This is a genomic window from Limnohabitans sp. TS-CS-82, assembly GCF_002943475.1.
Genome location: NZ_PTQX01000014.1, coordinates 55,852 through 72,786 on the forward strand (window position 1 = coordinate 55,852; position 16,935 = coordinate 72,786).

19 protein-coding genes are annotated in these 16,935 nt (G+C 59.2%); 9 read left to right on the forward strand and 10 right to left on the reverse strand.

What is annotated here, in order from left to right; translation table 11 throughout:
* Positions 1 to 155: 155 nt before the first annotated feature.
* Genes C5F52_RS22675 through C5F52_RS22695 form a run of 5 tightly spaced genes read right to left on the reverse strand, consistent with a single transcriptional unit; the run spans position 156 to position 4,628 of the window.
* Entirely contained in the window at positions 156 to 1,007 is an 852-nt protein-coding gene (locus tag C5F52_RS22675) for a molybdopterin-binding protein (protein ID WP_104800633.1), read from the reverse strand.
* Entirely contained in the window at positions 976 to 1,890 is a 915-nt protein-coding gene (locus tag C5F52_RS22680; protein ID WP_369953902.1) for an EI24 domain-containing protein, read from the reverse strand. The genes C5F52_RS22675 and C5F52_RS22680 overlap by 32 nt, the downstream gene beginning before the upstream one ends.
* Positions 1,877 to 2,857, reverse strand: a complete 981-nt coding sequence (locus C5F52_RS22685; RefSeq protein ID WP_104800634.1) for a sterol desaturase family protein — start codon at positions 2,855 to 2,857, stop codon at positions 1,877 to 1,879. The genes C5F52_RS22680 and C5F52_RS22685 overlap by 14 nt, the downstream gene beginning before the upstream one ends.
* Positions 2,845 to 3,660: a polysaccharide deacetylase family protein gene (locus C5F52_RS22690; RefSeq protein ID WP_104800635.1), complete on the reverse strand. Its 816-nt coding sequence runs from the start codon at positions 3,658 to 3,660 to the stop codon at positions 2,845 to 2,847. Before C5F52_RS22690 ends, C5F52_RS22685 begins: the two co-directional genes overlap by 13 nt.
* A gap of 5 nt (positions 3,661 to 3,665) precedes the next feature.
* Positions 3,666 to 4,628 carry a YncE family protein gene (locus tag C5F52_RS22695; RefSeq protein ID WP_236657986.1) on the reverse strand — a complete coding sequence of 321 codons (963 nt, stop codon included), beginning with the start codon at positions 4,626 to 4,628 and terminating at the stop codon, positions 3,666 to 3,668.
* Positions 4,629 to 4,728: 100 nt separating this feature from the next.
* Between C5F52_RS22695 and C5F52_RS22700 the strand changes: the two genes are divergently transcribed.
* Entirely contained in the window at positions 4,729 to 5,523 is a 795-nt protein-coding gene (locus tag C5F52_RS22700) for an alpha/beta fold hydrolase (protein ID WP_104800636.1), read from the forward strand.
* Here C5F52_RS22700 and C5F52_RS22705 read toward each other — a convergent pair.
* Positions 5,520 to 6,281, reverse strand: coding sequence for a 16S rRNA pseudouridine(516) synthase (locus C5F52_RS22705; RefSeq protein ID WP_104800637.1), 762 nt, complete (start codon positions 6,279 to 6,281; stop codon positions 5,520 to 5,522). The two genes, C5F52_RS22700 and C5F52_RS22705, sit on opposite strands and share 4 nt — an antisense overlap.
* 25 nt (positions 6,282 to 6,306) lie before the next feature.
* On the opposite strand from C5F52_RS22705, the gene C5F52_RS22710 reads away from it, so the two are divergent.
* Complete coding sequence (locus C5F52_RS22710) at positions 6,307 to 7,173, forward strand: alpha/beta fold hydrolase (RefSeq protein WP_104800638.1); 867 nt, start codon at positions 6,307 to 6,309, stop codon at positions 7,171 to 7,173.
* A gap of 33 nt (positions 7,174 to 7,206) precedes the next feature.
* Here C5F52_RS22710 and C5F52_RS22715 read toward each other — a convergent pair whose 3' ends face one another.
* Both C5F52_RS22715 and C5F52_RS22720 read right to left on the reverse strand, forming a co-directional pair.
* Complete coding sequence (locus C5F52_RS22715) at positions 7,207 to 7,857, reverse strand: glutathione S-transferase (protein WP_104800639.1); 651 nt, start codon at positions 7,855 to 7,857, stop codon at positions 7,207 to 7,209.
* Positions 7,850 to 8,317 carry a MarR family winged helix-turn-helix transcriptional regulator gene (locus C5F52_RS22720; protein ID WP_104800640.1) on the reverse strand — a complete coding sequence of 156 codons (468 nt, stop codon included), beginning with the start codon at positions 8,315 to 8,317 and terminating at the stop codon, positions 7,850 to 7,852. The genes C5F52_RS22715 and C5F52_RS22720 overlap by 8 nt, the downstream gene beginning before the upstream one ends.
* Before the next feature lie 104 nt (positions 8,318 to 8,421).
* Between C5F52_RS22720 and C5F52_RS22725 the strand changes: the two genes are divergently transcribed.
* Genes C5F52_RS22725 through C5F52_RS22735 form a run of 3 tightly spaced genes read left to right on the forward strand, consistent with a single transcriptional unit; the run spans position 8,422 to position 11,735 of the window.
* Positions 8,422 to 9,639 carry a flavin-dependent oxidoreductase gene (locus C5F52_RS22725; RefSeq protein WP_104800745.1) on the forward strand — a complete coding sequence of 406 codons (1,218 nt, stop codon included), beginning with the start codon at positions 8,422 to 8,424 and terminating at the stop codon, positions 9,637 to 9,639.
* Positions 9,640 to 9,681: 42 nt separating this feature from the next.
* Complete coding sequence (locus C5F52_RS22730; protein WP_104800641.1) at positions 9,682 to 10,752, forward strand: amidohydrolase family protein; 1,071 nt, start codon at positions 9,682 to 9,684, stop codon at positions 10,750 to 10,752.
* Positions 10,753 to 10,763: 11 nt separating this feature from the next.
* Positions 10,764 to 11,735 (forward strand): tripartite tricarboxylate transporter substrate binding protein, encoded by a 972-nt coding sequence (locus C5F52_RS22735; RefSeq protein WP_236657977.1) that lies wholly within the window; start codon positions 10,764 to 10,766, stop codon positions 11,733 to 11,735.
* Positions 11,736 to 11,768: 33 nt separating this feature from the next.
* Here C5F52_RS22735 and C5F52_RS22740 read toward each other — a convergent pair whose 3' ends face one another.
* Together C5F52_RS22740 and C5F52_RS22745 are read right to left on the reverse strand one after the other, a co-directional pair.
* On the reverse strand, positions 11,769 to 12,422 hold the full coding sequence (locus C5F52_RS22740) for a trimeric intracellular cation channel family protein (protein WP_236657978.1): 654 nt from the start codon (positions 12,420 to 12,422) through the stop codon (positions 11,769 to 11,771).
* A gap of 11 nt (positions 12,423 to 12,433) precedes the next feature.
* Positions 12,434 to 13,198: an ABC transporter substrate-binding protein gene (locus C5F52_RS22745; protein WP_104800642.1), complete on the reverse strand. Its 765-nt coding sequence runs from the start codon at positions 13,196 to 13,198 to the stop codon at positions 12,434 to 12,436.
* 196 nt (positions 13,199 to 13,394) lie between these two features.
* On the opposite strand from C5F52_RS22745, the gene queE reads away from it, so the two are divergent.
* The 4 genes from queE to C5F52_RS22765 all read left to right on the forward strand — a co-directional run bounded on the left by queE (position 13,395) and on the right by C5F52_RS22765 (position 16,865).
* Complete coding sequence (queE, locus tag C5F52_RS22750) at positions 13,395 to 14,030, forward strand: 7-carboxy-7-deazaguanine synthase (protein ID WP_104800643.1); 636 nt, start codon at positions 13,395 to 13,397, stop codon at positions 14,028 to 14,030.
* Positions 14,027 to 14,395 (forward strand): 6-carboxytetrahydropterin synthase, encoded by a 369-nt coding sequence (locus C5F52_RS22755; protein WP_100132651.1) that lies wholly within the window; start codon positions 14,027 to 14,029, stop codon positions 14,393 to 14,395. Before queE ends, C5F52_RS22755 begins: the two co-directional genes overlap by 4 nt.
* 101 nt (positions 14,396 to 14,496) lie before the next feature.
* Entirely contained in the window at positions 14,497 to 15,750 is a 1,254-nt protein-coding gene (locus C5F52_RS22760; protein WP_104800644.1) for an Hsp70 family protein, read from the forward strand.
* A gap of 26 nt (positions 15,751 to 15,776) precedes the next feature.
* A complete protein-coding gene (locus C5F52_RS22765; protein WP_104800645.1) occupies positions 15,777 to 16,865 on the forward strand; it encodes an alkene reductase in 1,089 nt (362 codons plus the stop codon).
* Positions 16,866 to 16,935 lie beyond the last annotated feature (70 nt).

Here is a 16,935-nt window from a genome sequence, read left to right on the forward strand (position 1 = left end):
CTTGATCGTTCTATGCACACCCCCATGAAGGGGCTTATTTTGCACCGAGTTCGGGCAGACTCACCGGCAAGTCTGCAGTTTGACGCACAAAAAGCCCGAAACTGAATGCACCAAAATAAGGCAATTCATCCATCATGCACCAAAATAAGGCAGACTCAAGGGCGCACCAATTCGGGGCCTAACGCAACACCAAATGGCTGCAAGCCCGCCAACAATGCGGGATAAGCCAACGCCACTTGCGCGGGTGAGCCCTTCACACCGAGCTCAATGTGGCGGCCATGCACAGGGTGGTCCACGCTGGGCAGGCTGAACACCTTGACACTGGCATGTTCGCGCTCCAAGGTTTCCATCAAAGGCGTCAATGTCGCCTCCATCGAGCCGTACACCACGACTGACTTTTCAATCCACGCTTCGTGCTGGAACAAATGCGGGTAATGCGTGTCGAGTACCCAAGCCATCATGGGCCAAGCCATGACCGGAAAGCCCGGCACAAAGTGCACCGTGCCGCCGCCTTGGCCGTGGCAGCTGAAACCCGGAATTTTGTTGTACGGGTTGGGGATGATGCTGGCCCCTTTGGGGAACACGCCCATGTTGAGGCGGTGCACGTTGTCAGCGCGGTCGGGCTCGTAGGGGATGCCCTGCTCTTTGGCCGTGTCTTGCATGCGCTCGCGAATCAAGGCTTCGGCTTGCGGGTGCAGTTCTAAGTCAACGCCCAATGCACGCGCTGCGCATTGGCGGGTGTGGTCGTCCGGCGTAGCGCCGATACCGCCGCACGAAAACACAATGCTGTTGCTCTCAAAAGCCCTTGCCAGCGTACGCGTGATGCGCTCGGGCGAATCGCCCACGTAATCGGCCCACTCCAGCGTGAGGCCGCGGGCAGACAACAACTCAATGGCTTTGGGCATGTGCTTGTCGGCGCGTTTGCCCGACAAGATTTCGTCACCGACGATGATCAGACCAAATTCGGGGCGCGTCTCAGACGACAGGGGGTGTGGCGTGTGGTTCATCCGTCAATGCTAGCGCGGGCAGCGGCTCGGAGGCGCCGACCACCACAAAGTCCGACTCCGCCCTCAGACTTTCCAACGCCGCCAAGCTGTAATGGGTGAACCACAAGGACGTGAACGCGAAGACCAAGGCGTAAATCCAAATGGCCAAAGGCACCAGCAACACAAACGCAGCCGCAAAAAAAGCGCCTGATGCCCACACCATGCTGGGCAAGGCGCCCATGTAGCCCGTCAACACGCCCATCAACAACAGCCATCCACGATGGCGACGTCCAATCGTGAGGCGCTCCTCACGGCTGGCGTGCGCCAACAGTGCGTCGTACACCATCACACGGTAGCTCAGCCAGCCCCAAATCAAGGGCGGCACCACAAACATCAAGGGCGGCACCACCCACAAAGGCAAAGAAATCAACATGGCCAACAAGGCCGCCAAGGTAGAGCCCAAGGTCCACAACAAACTGCTGATCACCGTGCCGCCTTGCTTGCGAGACAAGTGCTGAAAGCGGCGTTCGACCACCAGATGAACCAAGGCTGGCGACATCATCAAAGACACGGCCAACAAGGAGGCAATCACCAGCACGGGTGTGATGGCAAAAATGATCACCAACTGAACCATCACCCCTTGTAAGCCGCCCGCGCCACGCGCTTGCAGCCAATCCATCATGCTTTGCAGCATTTGCCACGAGTCCAGCATGCCGCGCACCCAATCTTGCATGGGTTGCCAATAGAAATAGCCCAAGCTCAAGGTCACCGCCAACAGCATGACCAAGGGCAGCAAAGACAGCAGCATCACGCGCGGCATCAGGCAATAAGCCAGAGCACGCCAAAAAGAATCTAAAAACAGTCGCATTGGAAAAGCATAACCGAGGCGGTCAATTTCCAGCATGGCCCTTCAAAACCGCCATCAGTCGCGTCAGCCCCAAGCGCTGCTGCGCCCAAAAGCCGTCACCGTAATCCACGCCTTGTTCCACTTGGTCGCGAATCCCCGTTGCCTCAAAGCGCTCAGAGAAATCGGCCGTGCCAAACAACATGTCCCACCAAGGCAACAACACGCCAAAGTTATGACCACCCAAAACCACCTTCGCGTTTTGCTGGGTTTCATGGCCCAAACCAATGGCGTGGTGCAGCCGATGAAAGCGCGGGCTCACCCACAGGCGCTCACCCCATTTGCCAAAACTCACCGCTAAATTGGCATGCTGAAAGTTTTCGCTGAGTTGCGTAAGCGCCACCACGGCCACAAACTGGCTGGGCGCAATGCCCACCACCTGCGCCACCAGCACCCACACCACAGCGCTGATGAGGTCGTCCAACAGGTGGTTGCGGTTGTCGGTCCACTGCGTCATGTGGCGCTGCGAATGGTGCACGGCATGCAACGCCCACCACCAATGCCACTGGTGCTGAGCGCGGTGCAGCCAGTAGTTCAAAAAGTCAAAGGCCAGCCAATAAATCAAAAAACTGGCCCACGGGCCATCGGTCACACCGGGCCACAGACCATCTAAGTGGAAAGAACCCACGCCTTGCGTGCGCAGCAAGCCCATCCAATCGTCGAGCACAGGCTCGATGGTGAAAAACAAAGCGATACGAAACAGGCCCAAACGGTGGATCAGGGTGTAAATCACATCGGTGCGCACGGCACTGGCTGGGGCGGCTGGTTCGACAGGGCGCCAGCGCTGCAGCGGTCCGATCACGGCCAACATGACCACGATTTGCAGCAAACCGACCAGCAACCAACCCGTGCCATCAAACAAGTCTTCCAAGCGGTTGCCCAACCCCAAAGCAAAGGCCAAGGGCTGCATCACGCCTTCGTACAGGGCGGCTTGTGCAGCGGCGAAAAGGTCGGTCAGCGTGTCCATGCCTTGAATTGTGGATGCGAGGGCAGCGTGGCGAAACAAAACCCTTTGGCTTTGAGGCCTTCAATCAGCGGCTCCAACACCGTAGGCGCCCACGGGTCTTGACGCGACCAAATGCCCAAATGGGCCATCAAAATATCGCCAGAACGCACCTTGCTCAAGGCGCGCTGCAACAACAAAGCGTTCGGGTATTTGTCGCTGGGCAACTCGTCACCCAAGAAGCCTGCGTCGGCCCAGCCTACATGGCCAAAGCCGCACTGCTTGGCCGCGGCCAACAACGAAGGGGACGTTTTACCGCCAGGCGCACGAAACAAGGGCAGCGGGGTTTGGCCCGTCAACTGCTGCAAACGGGTGTTGGCGCGTTGCAACTCGGCGCAATAGCGCTGGCTGTTCCACACCTCGGTTTTGCCTTTGTTCGGCCCCGCACTGGGGCGCATCTGCCAAGTGCCGTGCCCTGCGTCGGCACGCCAATACACATGGTCAAAGGTGTGCGAGGCAAACGCATGGCCTTCGGCGCCGCGTGCGCGCCACCAACTCGCCCAATGCTCGCCTAAGGTGCCATCGCCCTCTTGCGTGGGCTCATTGGCGGCAAAGAAGGTGACCTTCACGTTTTGACGCTGCAACACATCGGCAATCAAAGGCGCGACGCCCATGTGGCCGGTGTCAAAGGTCAGGTAAAGCGGTTTGTTGCAAGGCGAGGCGGCTTGGGCCGTCACACTCGCCGAGGTCAAAACGGTCAAAAAACCTAGCAGCCCATAGCGCGCTATCTTGGGCACGCCACGACGCAACAAATGGTTCAAAAACATGGCGCTTAAAAACGCTTGGCGTGGTCCAAGGTCCAAATGCCATGCGGCGATTTGCCCACGTTCACTTGGCGCAACAACTGGCCGTTGCTCAAGTCAATCACGCTGACTTTTTTGATCCAACGCGAAGACACCAGCAGCAACTTGCCGTCTGCCGTGACCTCCATGCAGTCTGGACCGCCGGGCGCTTTGAACTGCGCCACCGACGTCAAGGTGGTGTAGTCGATCTTGTTGATGGTGTTGGCCACGCGATTGCCCACAAACACATGGCGACCATCGCCCAAAGCACGGAAGGCGTGTGCACCTTGGCCCGTTGGAATGGTTTTGACCAACTTGGCTTGCGGGCCCGTGACGTCGTAGACCTCCACATGGTCGTCGCCGGTCAGGCCCACCAAGAGGTGTTTGTCGTCGGGCGTGCCAAACACGTCGGCGGGCATTTGGCCCGTTTTGACGCGCCATTTCAGGGTTTGGGTTGCCAAGTCCACCGCGACCAACTCGTTGCTGTCTTGCATGGTGGCGTAGGCCGTGGTGCTTTTGGTGTCAATCCAAATGTGGCTGGGCGTTTTGCCAGAAGGAATGCGCTTGGCCAAGGTCAGCGCTTGGCCGTCCCAGCGGTAAATGTCGATGTGGTTGAGACGGTTGGCCACCGTCACAAACCACTTCATGTCTGGCGAAAAACGCAGCTGATACGGGTCCAAGGTGCCGCGAATCATGTGCTGCACTTGTGCGGTACGCGGGTCGATGAAGGTGAGCGAGTCGCTACCCGCGTTGGCCACGATGACCGATTTTTCGTCGGGCGTGAGGTAGAGGTGATGCGGCTCTTTGCCCGTGGCAATGCGGTGGGTTTCTTTCCATGTGGTGGGGTCAATCACGCTGACGTTGGCGTCTTGTGAATTGAGCACAAAAATCGGGTTGGCAGCCTGTGCCGAAAAACAAGCCAAAACCAGTGTGGCCGCAAGGGCCAGCGTCACGCGTTGAAACAAAATCACGGGGGAAACACCTTTGAAAAACGTGTCTCAAGTGTAACGAGCGCGCCTGTCGCCATCCGCCATGTCGTCTTAATATCTGGCGATGGATTTGATTCAGCTCAAAGATGTACGCCTCGAAGTGGTGCGCATCGCCGCCCCTCCCCCTGCGCAAGGGGCCCCCGCCCGCGCGCCCTTGGTGTTTTTGCACGAAGGCTTGGGCTCGGTCGCGATGTGGCGCAGCCGCGCAGGTTTTTGGCCCGAACAGGTGTGTCACGCCACAGGGCGTGCGGGTGTGGTGTTTTCAAGGCGCGGCTACGGCCAGTCGGACGACATTCCCGATGTGCGCGGCACCCACGCGCTGCCCCCCGACTACATGCACCACGAAGCTTGGCATGTGCTGCCTGAACTGATCGAGACGCTGCAGCTCGAAGCGCCCGTGCTCGTGGGCCACTCCGACGGCGGCACCATCGCTTTGCTGCATGCCGCACGCCACCCGTTGAGCGCCTGCATCGTCATGGCACCGCATGTCAAAGTGGAGAAGGTGTCCATCCAAGCCATTGAAGCGGCGCGTGAAGCCTATCTGAATGGCCCTTTACGTGAACGCTTGGCCAAATTTCACGCCCACGTCGACACCGCGTTTTGGCAATGGAACGATGTGTGGTTGTCGCCAGGGTTTCAAAGCTTTGACATCCGGGCTGACTGCCAAACCATCCATTGCCCCGTGTTGGCCTTGCAAGGTGTGGACGACGCCTACGGCACCTTGGCGCAAATTGAAGACATCGCGCCAAGCTCTGAGATTCAACGGCACGCCCTGCCCGCCTGCGGTCATTCGCCGCACCGCGATCAACCCGCGCAGACGCTGGCGTTGATCACCGCGTTTTTACGCGATAAGCCTTAAGCGCTGGGTGCCTTCAAACTATTGGTCGCCAACAGCTTCAACTCATCCTCAGAAATCCAACGCCACTTGCCGGGTGCCAAATCGTCAGGCAAAGGCATGGCGCCAATTTGCGAGCGATGCAACCCCACCACTTTGTTGCCCACCGCCGCCAGCATGCGTTTGACTTGGTGGTACTTGCCCTCGGTCAGCGTCAGGCGCATGTGGTGATCGGCCACTGCCTCACAAGCGGCGGCTTTGACGGGCTTGGGCGAATCGTCCAGCACCACGCCATCGAGCAAGCGCTGCACCTGTTTGGCGTCCAACGGATCGTCGGTCGTCACTTCGTACACCTTGGGCACGTGGTGACGCGGTGAACTCATGCGGTGAATCAAGGGGCCATCGTCGGTGAGCACCAGCATGCCCGTGGTGTCTTGGTCCAAGCGTCCCACCGCTTGCACGCCTTGCACCGCACTTTTTTGCGGACGCTGGCGCAGCGCGGGTGGCAGCAAGGTGTAGAGGCTGGGCCAAGCCGAAGGTTTGTGCGAGCACTCGTAGCCCGCGGGCTTGTGCAGCAACACATAGGCCTTGTCGTGGTACGGCCAAAGAACGCTCTGCACCGAGTACATCAAGCCCTCTTTGACCGACACGTCTTCGAGGTGGTTGTCGCAGTCCACCAGGCCCTCGCCTAAGTCGACCTGCACATGGCCCTGCTGAATCAAACCCGCGCAAATACGGCGCGTACCAAAGCCTTGAGAGTACAAAATTTCTTGCAATTGCATAGCGCAATCGTAAACTGAACGCACCATGAAATTCAGCTCTCACTATTTGCAATGCCACGGCTTCAACCTCCACTACACCGCATGGGGCGACCCGTCGCTGCCGGCGGTCATCGCGTGGCACGGCTTGGCACGCACAGGCCGCGACTTTGATGCCTTGGCCGAACAGCTGTGCGGCCAATACCGCGTGATTTGCCCCGACACCATTGGCCGAGGGCTGAGTCAATGGAGCCACGCCCCTCACAACGACTACAGCTTTGCCACCTATGCCCGCACAGCCTTAGATTTGATGAACGGCTTGCACATTGACCAAGCCCACTGGATTGGCACCTCCATGGGCGGGGCCTTGGGCTTGGTGTGCGCGGCAGGCCTTGAGTTGCCGGCGTTCAAGGGACGCATTCGCAGTTTGCTGCTTAACGACATTGCGCCTGAAATTTCGAGCACGGCGGTAGAACGCATCAAAGCCTACGCAGGCCAGCCGCCTGCGTTTGACACCGTGCCCGAATTGGAAGCCTTCTTTCGCCAAGCCTACGCACCGTTTGGCTTTCACACCGACGCGCAGTGGACGCACCTGACCGAAACCTCCACCCGCCGTTTGCCCGATGGCCGCGTGACGCCCCATTACGACCCGAACATCACCCAACAGTTTTTTCGTGAAGTGCCCGAGTACCCCATGTGGACCGAGTACGACGCGCTGAACATCCCTGTCATGGTCATGCGCGGTGCCAACTCTGACTTGATTTCAACCGACACCCTTCAAACCATGCACACACGCGGACCAGGCACGAAAGATCTGTTGCAAACGGTGGAAATTGCAGGCTGTGGCCATGCCCCAGCGCTGAATGTGCCCGCGCAATGGGCGTTGGTGATGGACTTTTTAAAGTCTACGGATTAAGCCAACAACCAAGGGTTGGCGTACATCTCATGCTTATGGCGGCAGCCAAGCTGGATGCTTGCCCATCACCTCAGCAAACGCCTCTGAATTCTCAAATGCCATGAGCCATTGCGACAACTGAGGCCATGGCTGCGTATCAAACCACAACCGGTCGGTGCGTGCAAACTGGCGCACAAAAGGGGCCACGCAAGCGTCGAGCAAAACCCACCGCGGGCCCGCCAAATAGGCCTGCGCTTGGGCATGGGTTTGCAAATTCGCTTGCAATGTCGACTCCCACTGCATCAACACCTCTGCGCCCAGCGCACGGTGCTGCACCCCGTTCTCCAACCCAAAACGCTGCGGGTATTTGTAACGGTCGAGATGGCCTTTGAACGCGCCATCGTTCAACGCAATACCCGCCTCGGCCAAGATTTGCGCCTCGGGTGACTGGGGCAGCCAAACCTCTGGGTCCTTGTGTTGCAAGGCCCAGCGCATGATGTCCAAGCTTTGGTCCAACACCTCACCCGACGGCAAGCACAGCACCGGCACCGTACCTTTGGGCGACGCCGCCAACATCTGTGCAGGTTTGGCTTTCAGCGCCACCTCACGGTGCTCGTACGCCACACCGCTGACACGCAACGCCAAGCGTGCGCGCATGGCATAAGGACAACGTCGAAACGAATAAAGAACAGGCAGATCAGCCATGTTGCAAGGGCACAAAGGCGGCCCGCGCTTGGTCCCCCAAACTGTCGGTCAGCGTTTGCAGCAAACCAATCAATTGCTTGCGCTGTGCCTCATTCAGTGGCGCCATCAACTGCTCATACGCCTCATGCACAGGCGCCTCTGCTTTTTTAAGCAAGCGCTTTCCCGCAGCGGTCAGCTGAACGGCCATTTGCCGACGACTGCTGGCCGACACTTCGCGCGCCACCAAGCCCCGCTCTTCTAAGCCACGCAGCACGCGCAACACCGTCACTTTGTCAAACGCCAAGGCACGGGCCAAACGACTTTGGTCAATGCCAGGCTCGCTGGCCAGCACCGTCAGTGCCCCGTATTGCGCTTGCGTCAGGCCCACGCCCGCGCAGGCGTTTTCAAACATCGCGGCAGAAATTTGGTGCGAGCGCCTGAGCAAAAAGCCAGGGCGTTGGTACATGTTGGTGAGGTTCATAAATTCGGGTTTCTATGGATGCGCGGCGGTGAGGCTGCCCACAATAATCGTTTGCATGCTAACAAACCAAATCACCCCATGAATCGGGATAAACGATGACAGCCATCAAAGTAGCCATTATTGGCGGAGGCATCGCAGGCTTGGGTCTCGCCTTGGGTCTGCACGAACGCGGCATCGCTTGCGATGTGTACGAGAGCGTGCCCGAGGTCAAAGAAATGGGCGTGGGCATCACGCTGCTGCCCCACGCCACCAAAGAGTTGGCCGCCTTGGGCGTGCTGCCCCAACTCGAAGCCGTGGCCATTGAAAATTTGGAGAGCGTGTTTTACAACCGCTACGGCCAATACATTTACAAAGAACTGCGCGGCCGTCACGACGGTTACGCCACGCCGGAGCTCGGCATTCACCGTGGCAAATTGCACCGCATCTTGTTCGACGAAGTGGTCAAACGCTTGGGCACCGAGCATGTGCACACCGGCCACCGCTGCATACGCGTGGACCAAACCGAACAGCACGCCACCGTGACATTTGAGTTGGCCTCTGGCGGCACCCACCAAGTGCAAGCCGATGTGGCCGTGGCCTGCGACGGCGTGAACTCCACCGTGCGCAAACAGTTCTTCCCCGACGACAAGGTGTGCTTTGCAGGCATCAACACCTGGCGCGGTGTGACTGTGCACAAGCCCATTCTGACGGGCAAGAGCTACATGCGCGTGGGCTCCATTGACACCGGCAAGATGGTGATCTACCCCATCGTCGACAACGTGGATGGCCAAGGCAACCAACTCATCAACTGGATGGCCGAGATTCAACGCCCAGACACCAAGATGAACGACTGGAACAAAGCTGGCGACGCACGCGACTGCATCGACATTTTCAAAGACTGGAAATTCCCGTGGCTCGATGTGCCCCACTTGATCTTGTCGGCTGAGCGTGTGTTTGAGTACCCCATGGTCGACAAAGACGCCCTGCCGCAATGGAGCTTTGGCCGCATCACCTTGATGGGCGATGCCGCCCACCCCATGTACCCACGCGGCTCCAACGGCTCGGCCCAAGGCTTGATTGACGCACGCACCTTGGCCGACCTGTTGAGCAAAACCACCGACGTGGTCGCTGCCTTGCAGCAGTACCAAGACCTGCGCTTGCCCACCACCGCCAAGATTGTGCAAACCAACCGCACCGTGCCGCCCGACGCCATCATCATGAAGGCCGATGCCCTGAGCCACGGCCAACCCTTTGGCCACATCGACGACTTGATCAGCCAAGCCGAGCTGCGCCAAATTTCCGACAACTACAAACAAGTGGCTGGCTTTGCGGCCAAGTCATGAAACACACACGATAAATTCTGAGCGTCAAGATTGTTTAAACCCATGTCACTGCCCAACACCCAACGCCCCGGCAAAGCGCCGTATTTGCGCATCGCCACCGAAGAAGCGTTTTGCCCCAGCGAGATGCTGGACATCTACCGCAACATCTTGGCGCAACCCCATGTCGACCCCGGCTTTCAAAGCCTGATGGGCTTTTACATGAGCAGCCCCAGCGAACGCGCCAAGCACATCATGCGCTGCCTGACCGACCTCGACCAAGTGCGCCTCGGCCACATGGACGATGCGGGCATCGACATGCAAATCATTGCGCTCACCTCTCCCGGCGTGCAGTGCATGGACACAGCCACCGCCGTGTCGTTCGCCAAATTTGCCAACGACGAATTGGCTGAAGGCGTGCGGCGTCACCCCACGCGCTTTGCGGGCATGATCGCCATCGCGCCGCAAGACCCAGCCGCCGCCGCGCAAGAAATCGAACGCGGTGTGAACAAGCTCGGCATGAACTCGGTCATCATCAACTCACACACCCACGGTGAGTATTTGTCGGACCTCAAGTTTTGGGAAATCTTTGAAGCCGCGCAGGCCCACGACACCCCCATCTACCTGCACCCCAACACGCCGCCTGCCAACATGATTCAGCCGTTCTTGGAGTCGGGTTTGGATGGCGCGGTATATGGCTTTGGTGTAGAGACCGGCTTGCATGCCTTGAAGCTCATCACCTCAGGCGTGTTTGACCGCTTCCCTAAGTTGCAAGTGATCTTGGGCCACATGGGCGAAGCGCTGCCGTTTTGGGCCTATCGCTTGGACTACATGCATGCCGCAACCGTGCGCTCCAACCGCTACGAAAGCGTCAAACCGTTGAAGCGCAAACCCAGCGACTACCTGCGCGACAACTTCCACATCACCTGCAGCGGCATGGCGTGGCACAAAGCCATTGCGTTCACCCAAGACGTGGTGGGCGAAGGCCGCGTGCTCTATGCGATGGACTACCCCTACCAATACGCCATCGACGAAGTGCACGCGCTGGACGGCATGGACATGAACCCAGCCGCCAAGAAAAAGTTTTACCAGAGCAACGCCGAAGCTTTGTTCAAGATTCCAGCCAGAACGCTATGAAGGAGCCCATGATGAATCGCATCACCTTACGCCAACGTGTGCTGCTTTGCGGCGCCAGCCTCGTGCTGGCCTGCAGCGCTTTCGCGCAGTCCAGCACCGCCCCGATCAAAATCATCGTGCCCTTCACGCCAGGCACCGGCATGGACACCATTGCCCGCACCGTGCAAGCGCAGCTGGCTGAAAAAATGGGCCAAACCGTGGTGGTGCAAAACATGCCCGGCGCCAGCGGCAACATTGGGGCTGACTTTGTCGCCAAAGCCGCTCCCGATGGCAACACCATTTTGATGGGCGCTAACACCATGTTGATTGCCTCGCAGCTCTACAAAAATGCGTCGTTCAACCCCACCAAAGACTTCGCTCCCGTGTCGATGTCGGCCTACGGCACCTTGATGATGGTGGCCAACCCCAAGACGGGCATCAAGTCGGTGAAAGACTTGGTGGCTTTGTCGCAAGCCAAGCCCGGCTTTGTGTCGTTTGGCTCACCTGGCGTGGGCACACCCCACCACATGGCCATGGAGTTGTTCAAACTGGAGACCAAGGCTTTCATGCTGCATGTGCCCTACCGTGGCACGGCCGGTTACACGCAAGACTTGTTGGCAGGTGAGTTGATGGTGGGCTTCTTGCCTGTGCATGTGGCACAAGGCTTCGTGAAGTCAGGCAAGCTCAATGCCTTGGCCGTGGGCAGCACCAAGCGTCACCCCGTGGCGGCCGATGTGCCCACCTTCCAAGAGCTGGGCTACAAAGAAATTGACGTGGACCTTTGGTACGCCTTTTTCGTCCCCGCCAAAACACCTGCGGCAACGGTAAACAAACTCAACACCGAGTTCGCCAGCATCTTGCAGCAGCCCCAAGTGAAAGAAATTTTGGGCAAGGCGGGCTTAGATGCCAGCGCCTCCACGCCTGAAGAATTGGGCGCCATCGTGGCCAAAGACTACCCACGCTGGGGCCGCGTGATTCAGCTCAAAGGCATCGTCGCCGAATAAGCTCTGCAGCTTGGCCTGAAGCGGGGACAAGGCTCAGTCGTCCCCGTCCAACTTCCAAGTGGGCAAGCGCCATTCAAAATACAACGCCGCCAATCGCAGCAGCGTGGCCGTGGCAGCGCCCAAGGCGACCACCCAATCGGGGTCAAACCCCAACCACTGCAACAGCACCACCACCCACCCACCCGCAAACGCGCACACCGCGTAAGGGTGATGGTCGTGAAAGGCCGTAGGAATTTCGTTGCACACAATGTCACGCAGCACGCCGCCAAAAGTGGCGGTGATCACGCCCATCAGCACCGCGATCAAGGCGGGCATGTGCATGCCCAACGCGATTTGGGTGCCACTGGCCGCAAACAAACCCAGCCCTAAGGCATCGGGCCATTGCATGGAAGTTTGTGTGGGCCGAAAGTGTTTGGCACGCATGAGCAGCATGGCGGTGATGCACAAAATCAGCAGGCACCACACATACCAAGACTGCTCAATCCAAAACAGCGGGCGGCGGTCTAGCAACACATCGCGCAAAGTGCCGCCACCAAATGCCGCCACGCCTGCTACCACACACACGCCGACGGCATCGAGCTTTTTACGTGCGGCCTCCACAATGCCCGAGAGCGCAAAAGCCAAAGTTCCGGCGACTTCAATGCCGATATGCAAACCCGTTGCGGCAGGCAACATCAAACCGTCCATACCACTGCGCCTTAAAAACTCAACGAAGCCGGAGCCACCGCAGCCCCCTCAATGCGGTGTTTCTTCAGCGCTTGGGCGACAAAGCCACTGGCTTTCATCTCTTCTACATACTGGCTCAAATACTTGGCGGCCTCGTCACCACGGCTTTTGGGCAGTCCCATGGCTTGTGAAATGACCATGAAGCGGCCAGGCAACAAACGCAAATTCGGCACGCGCTGGGCATCGGCTTCGAGCTGCTGCTTCACGCCAGCCGCCACATCGGCACCGTTGACCACAAAGAAGTCGACCACCGTGGGCGACGTGGGGCTGCGCAGCAATTGGGCGTGTTTGAGTTCGCGGCTCAAGTACAAGTCGTAAGCACTGCCTTTGCCCACCACCACGGTGTGCTTGGCTTGATCCACCTCGTCGTTGTGCTTGAGGGGTGACTCTTGCTTCACCAAATAACTGCCCTCAATCAGCACATAAGGCGGGGTGAAGGCAATGGCATTGCCGCGCAAAGGGTCGATGGCAAAGAACCCAATGTCGGCCTGTTCGGTACTCACCGCGTCGACCGACTTGCCGGCGGCATCAAACACCACCAGTTGCAAAGGCACGCCCAGTCGTTGAGCCAAGCCCGTGGCCAGATCGACCGACACGCCTACGGGCAAGCCGGTGGTGGCGTCTTTTTGGGCCAAGATGGGGTTACCCAAGTTAATCGCGGCACGCAACACGCCCGTGGGGGCAAAGTGCTGCACCATTTGTGCCGAGGCGCTGGCCGCGCCGAGCACGCTCAACATGAGCGCGCAAGCTTGGCGCTTGCAGCCTTGAAGGAATGAACGGGGCCGGAGGCTTCGCATAAGGGCGACCTTTGACGGAGGGGGTGGGGGTATGAGGTGCATGTCATAACGCGCCATATTGCCTCAAAAAACTTGCATCCACAGTACAACAGCGACATCTTTCAAGCCCGCCCCCACTTGCTGCGAAAATAGCGGCATGACATACAGCGTGAAAGAAATTTTCTACACCTTGCAAGGCGAAGGGGCGAACGCGGGGCAACCCGCCGTGTTTTGCCGTTTTGCGGGCTGCAATTTGTGGACCGGCCGTGAAGAAGACCGCCCCAACGCCGTGTGCCAGTTCTGCGACACCGACTTTGTGGGCACCGACGGCACGGCCGGTGGCAAGTTTGAATCGGCCCAAGCCTTGGCCGACACCATCCTCAGTTTTTGGCCCGCCCACGACACCCAACACCGCTTTGTGGTGCTGACCGGCGGCGAGCCCTTGCTGCAAGTCGACACCGCGCTGGTCGACGCTTTGCACGCCCTGCACTTCACCATCGCGGTGGAAACCAACGGCACCGTGCTGCCGCCCGCGGGCATTGACTGGCTGTGCGTCAGCCCGAAAGCCGGCAGCAAGCAAGTGGTGACCTCGGGCCAAGAGCTCAAGCTGGTCTACCCCCAAGCCACCGCCCTGCCCGAGCAGTTCGCCGCGCTGGATTTTGAAAACTTTTACCTCCAACCGATGGACGGCCCGCTCGCGGCAGTCAACACTGCTGACGCCGTCGCCTATTGCCAAAACCACCCGCAATGGCGCTTGAGCGTGCAAACCCATAAGTTGATCGGCATCCGATGAAATTTGAACTCAGCCAACGCTTTTACTTTGAAGCCGCCCACACCCTGCGCCGCAAAATCGACGCTGAGGGCAGCTTGCGCATCCACGGCCATACCTACCACGTTGAAGTGACGATTGCGGGCATGCCAGATCCTGAGTCCGGCATGATGATGGACCTTGGCTTCTTGCGCCAAGAAGTCGAAAAAGCTCGCCTCACGCTGGACCACCACTTCCTCGACGAAGTCGAAGGCATCGGCCCTGCCACCTTAGAGAACTTATGCCTCTTCTTGCACAAACAACTCAAAGACAGCCTGCCCAACTTGGCCTGCATCACCATTGAGCGCCCCGCCAGTGGTGACAAGTGCAGCCTCAAACTGAGCGACTGACGCACGGCGGCTCCGCCCGCACACGGTTTTCCTTTTTCACACCTCTGGCTCGCCCCGCGCACCTTGCAGCGGGGTGAACCCATGCTTTTTCTTTTGAAGTTATGACCTCTTCCCGCCAAGGCACCCTCGGCATTGACTTTGGCACGTCCAACTCGGCCGTGTCGTGGGCCAGCCCCCAAGGCACCGCACGCCTCATTCCCTTAGAAGGCGAGGCTTTGGCCATGCCCACTGCGGTGTTTTACAACGCCGAAGACGGCACCACCCACTTTGGCCGTGAAGCCATTGGCCTCTACCTCGAAGGCACCGAAGGCCGTTTGATGCGCTCGCTCAAAAGTCTGCTGGGCAGCCCGTTGTTGATGGAAACCACCCTCATCCACAACCGCCAAGTGAGCTTTCAAGACATCGTGGCCACCTTCCTCGCCACCCTGCGCGACCGCGCCACGCACACGCTGGGCTTCGCGCCCCAACGCGTGGTCATGGGCCGCCCCGTGCACTTTGTGGACGACGATGCGGGGCGTGACGCCCAGGCCGAACAATCGCTGCGTGAAGCCGCGCAAGCCGTGGGCTTTGACGAGGTGTCGTTTCAACTCGAGCCCATCGCCGCTGCGCTGGACTACGAACGCCGTCTCTCCCGCGAGAGCACCGTGCTGGTGGTCGACTTGGGCGGTGGCACCTCGGACTTCACCGTGGTGCGTTTGGGGCCAGACCGCATCGCCCGCCCCGACCGCACCCAAGACATCTTGGCCACCACCGGCGTACACATTGGCGGGACCGACTTTGACCAAAAGCTCAGCCTAGAAAACGTGATGCCACTTCTGGGCTACCGCCACCTCGGCCCACAAGAGCGCATGGTGCCCAGCAACTTGTTTTTTGATTTGTCCACGTGGCACTTGATCAACTGGCTGTACCAGCCCCGCGCCATCAACCAAGCCAAAGCGCTACGCACCAATTACAACGACCCGCGACTGCACGAACGATTGATGTGCGTGCTCACCGAACGACACGGGCACCACATCGCGCACGAGGTAGAGCAAGCCAAAATTCGCTGCTCCATGACCGACGCCAACACCTCGGTGGATCTGTCTTGCCTAGAAGCCCATTTGAGTGCCCCGCTCGATGCCTCTCACATGCAAAGCAACTTAGACGCCTTGCTGCAAAGCACCGTGGCCTGTGCACAAGATTGCGTCAAAGCTGCAGGCTTGGCCCACACAGGCATTGATGCGATGTACCTGACCGGAGGCTCCTCAGCCTTGCGCCCATTCCAACGCGCTTTGCAGCACGCATTTCCTAACGTGGCGATGGTGGAAGGCGACTTGTTTGGCGGCGTGGCCTCGGGCTTGGCTTACAGTGCCTGAGCTCCTTCACTTTAAAAAACACATCCATGACCGCTGACACCTTGAAACTCTTTCAACCCACCCGCATCGGCGACATAGAGGTGGCCAACCGCGTGGTCATGGCGCCCTTGACGCGCTGCCGTGCCGACGAACCGGCGGGCGACATTCCCGGCAGCGACATCAACATTGAGTACTACCGCCAACGCAGCAACGCGGGCCTGATCATCAGCGAGGGCACACAGGTGTCGCCACAGGGCAAGGGCTACATGGCCACGCCCGGCATTTACTCGGACGAACAGGTGGCAGGCTGGAAGCCCATCACCCAAGCCGTGCACGACGCGGGCTCCAAAATCGTGGCGCAAATATGGCATGTAGGCCGCATCACCCACCCCGACTTGACTGGCGGCGCACAGCCCATCGCGCCATCGGCCGTACAACCAAAAATTGCCGCCTACACCCGCAACGGAAAAGTAGACGCGCCCGTGCCCCATGCCTTGAGCGTGGCAGAAATTCAAGAGGTGGTGAACCAATACCGCCGCGGCGCAGCCAACGCCATGCGTGCCGGTTTTGACGGCGTGGAAATTCACGGTGCCAATGGCTATTTGGTCGACCAGTTTCTACGTGATGGGGCCAACCACCGCACCGACCTTTACGGCGGCTCGGTCGAAAACCGCTGCCGCTTTGCACTCGAAGTGGTCGATGCGTGTGTGGCCGAAATCGGCGCGGGCCGCGTGGGCATTCGCCTCTCGCCTGTCAGCCCTGCCAACGACTCGTCCGACAGCCACCCCCAAGCCGTGTTTGGCCATTTGGTGGAAGAGCTCAACAAACGCGGCATTGCCTTCATTCACTTCGTCGAAGGCTCCACCGGTGGCCCACGCGACGTGCCGGGCTTTGACTACGCCGGTGCGCGCCTAGCCTTCAAAGGCACCTACATCGCCAACAACGGCTACACCCGCGACATGGCCATTGACGCCATAGCCTCAGACCGTGCCGACGCCATCGCCTTTGGCCGCCCCTACATCGCCAACCCCGACTTGGTGCAACGCCTCAAACTCAACGCACCGCTGAATGCAGCCGTGCCCAAAACGTTTTATGCGCCTGGGGCTGTGGGGTACACGGATTACCCAGCCTTGTAAATCGACCAGGTTTGACTCAAACAAAAGGGCCTCACGCGTGAGGCCCTTTGTCTTGCGATGCAACGGCAAG

Bases quoted from the DNA above. Each gene is read 5' to 3' on its own strand.
- C5F52_RS22675 (WP_104800633.1), bottom strand. From the start codon at position 1,007: ATGAACCACACGCCACACCCCCTGTCGTCTGAGACGCGCCCCGAATTT.
- C5F52_RS22680 (WP_369953902.1), bottom strand. From the start codon at position 1,890: ATGCTGGAAATTGACCGCCTCGGTTATGCTTTTCCAATGCGACTGTTT.
- C5F52_RS22685 (WP_104800634.1), bottom strand. From the start codon at position 2,857: ATGGACACGCTGACCGACCTTTTCGCCGCTGCACAAGCCGCCCTGTAC.
- C5F52_RS22690 (WP_104800635.1), bottom strand. From the start codon at position 3,660: ATGTTTTTGAACCATTTGTTGCGTCGTGGCGTGCCCAAGATAGCGCGC.
- C5F52_RS22700 (WP_104800636.1), top strand. From the start codon at position 4,729: ATGGATTTGATTCAGCTCAAAGATGTACGCCTCGAAGTGGTGCGCATC.
- C5F52_RS22705 (WP_104800637.1), bottom strand. From the start codon at position 6,281: ATGCAATTGCAAGAAATTTTGTACTCTCAAGGCTTTGGTACGCGCCGT.
- C5F52_RS22710 (WP_104800638.1), top strand. From the start codon at position 6,307: ATGAAATTCAGCTCTCACTATTTGCAATGCCACGGCTTCAACCTCCAC.
- C5F52_RS22715 (WP_104800639.1), bottom strand. From the start codon at position 7,857: ATGGCTGATCTGCCTGTTCTTTATTCGTTTCGACGTTGTCCTTATGCC.
- C5F52_RS22720 (WP_104800640.1), bottom strand. From the start codon at position 8,317: ATGAACCTCACCAACATGTACCAACGCCCTGGCTTTTTGCTCAGGCGC.
- C5F52_RS22730 (WP_104800641.1), top strand. From the start codon at position 9,682: ATGTCACTGCCCAACACCCAACGCCCCGGCAAAGCGCCGTATTTGCGC.
- C5F52_RS22735 (WP_236657977.1), top strand. From the start codon at position 10,764: ATGAATCGCATCACCTTACGCCAACGTGTGCTGCTTTGCGGCGCCAGC.
- C5F52_RS22740 (WP_236657978.1), bottom strand. From the start codon at position 12,422: ATGGACGGTTTGATGTTGCCTGCCGCAACGGGTTTGCATATCGGCATT.
- C5F52_RS22745 (WP_104800642.1), bottom strand. From the start codon at position 13,198: ATGTTGAGCGTGCTCGGCGCGGCCAGCGCCTCGGCACAAATGGTGCAG.
- queE (WP_104800643.1), top strand. From the start codon at position 13,395: ATGACATACAGCGTGAAAGAAATTTTCTACACCTTGCAAGGCGAAGGG.
- C5F52_RS22755 (WP_100132651.1), top strand. From the start codon at position 14,027: ATGAAATTTGAACTCAGCCAACGCTTTTACTTTGAAGCCGCCCACACC.
- C5F52_RS22760 (WP_104800644.1), top strand. From the start codon at position 14,497: ATGACCTCTTCCCGCCAAGGCACCCTCGGCATTGACTTTGGCACGTCC.
- C5F52_RS22765 (WP_104800645.1), top strand. From the start codon at position 15,777: ATGACCGCTGACACCTTGAAACTCTTTCAACCCACCCGCATCGGCGAC.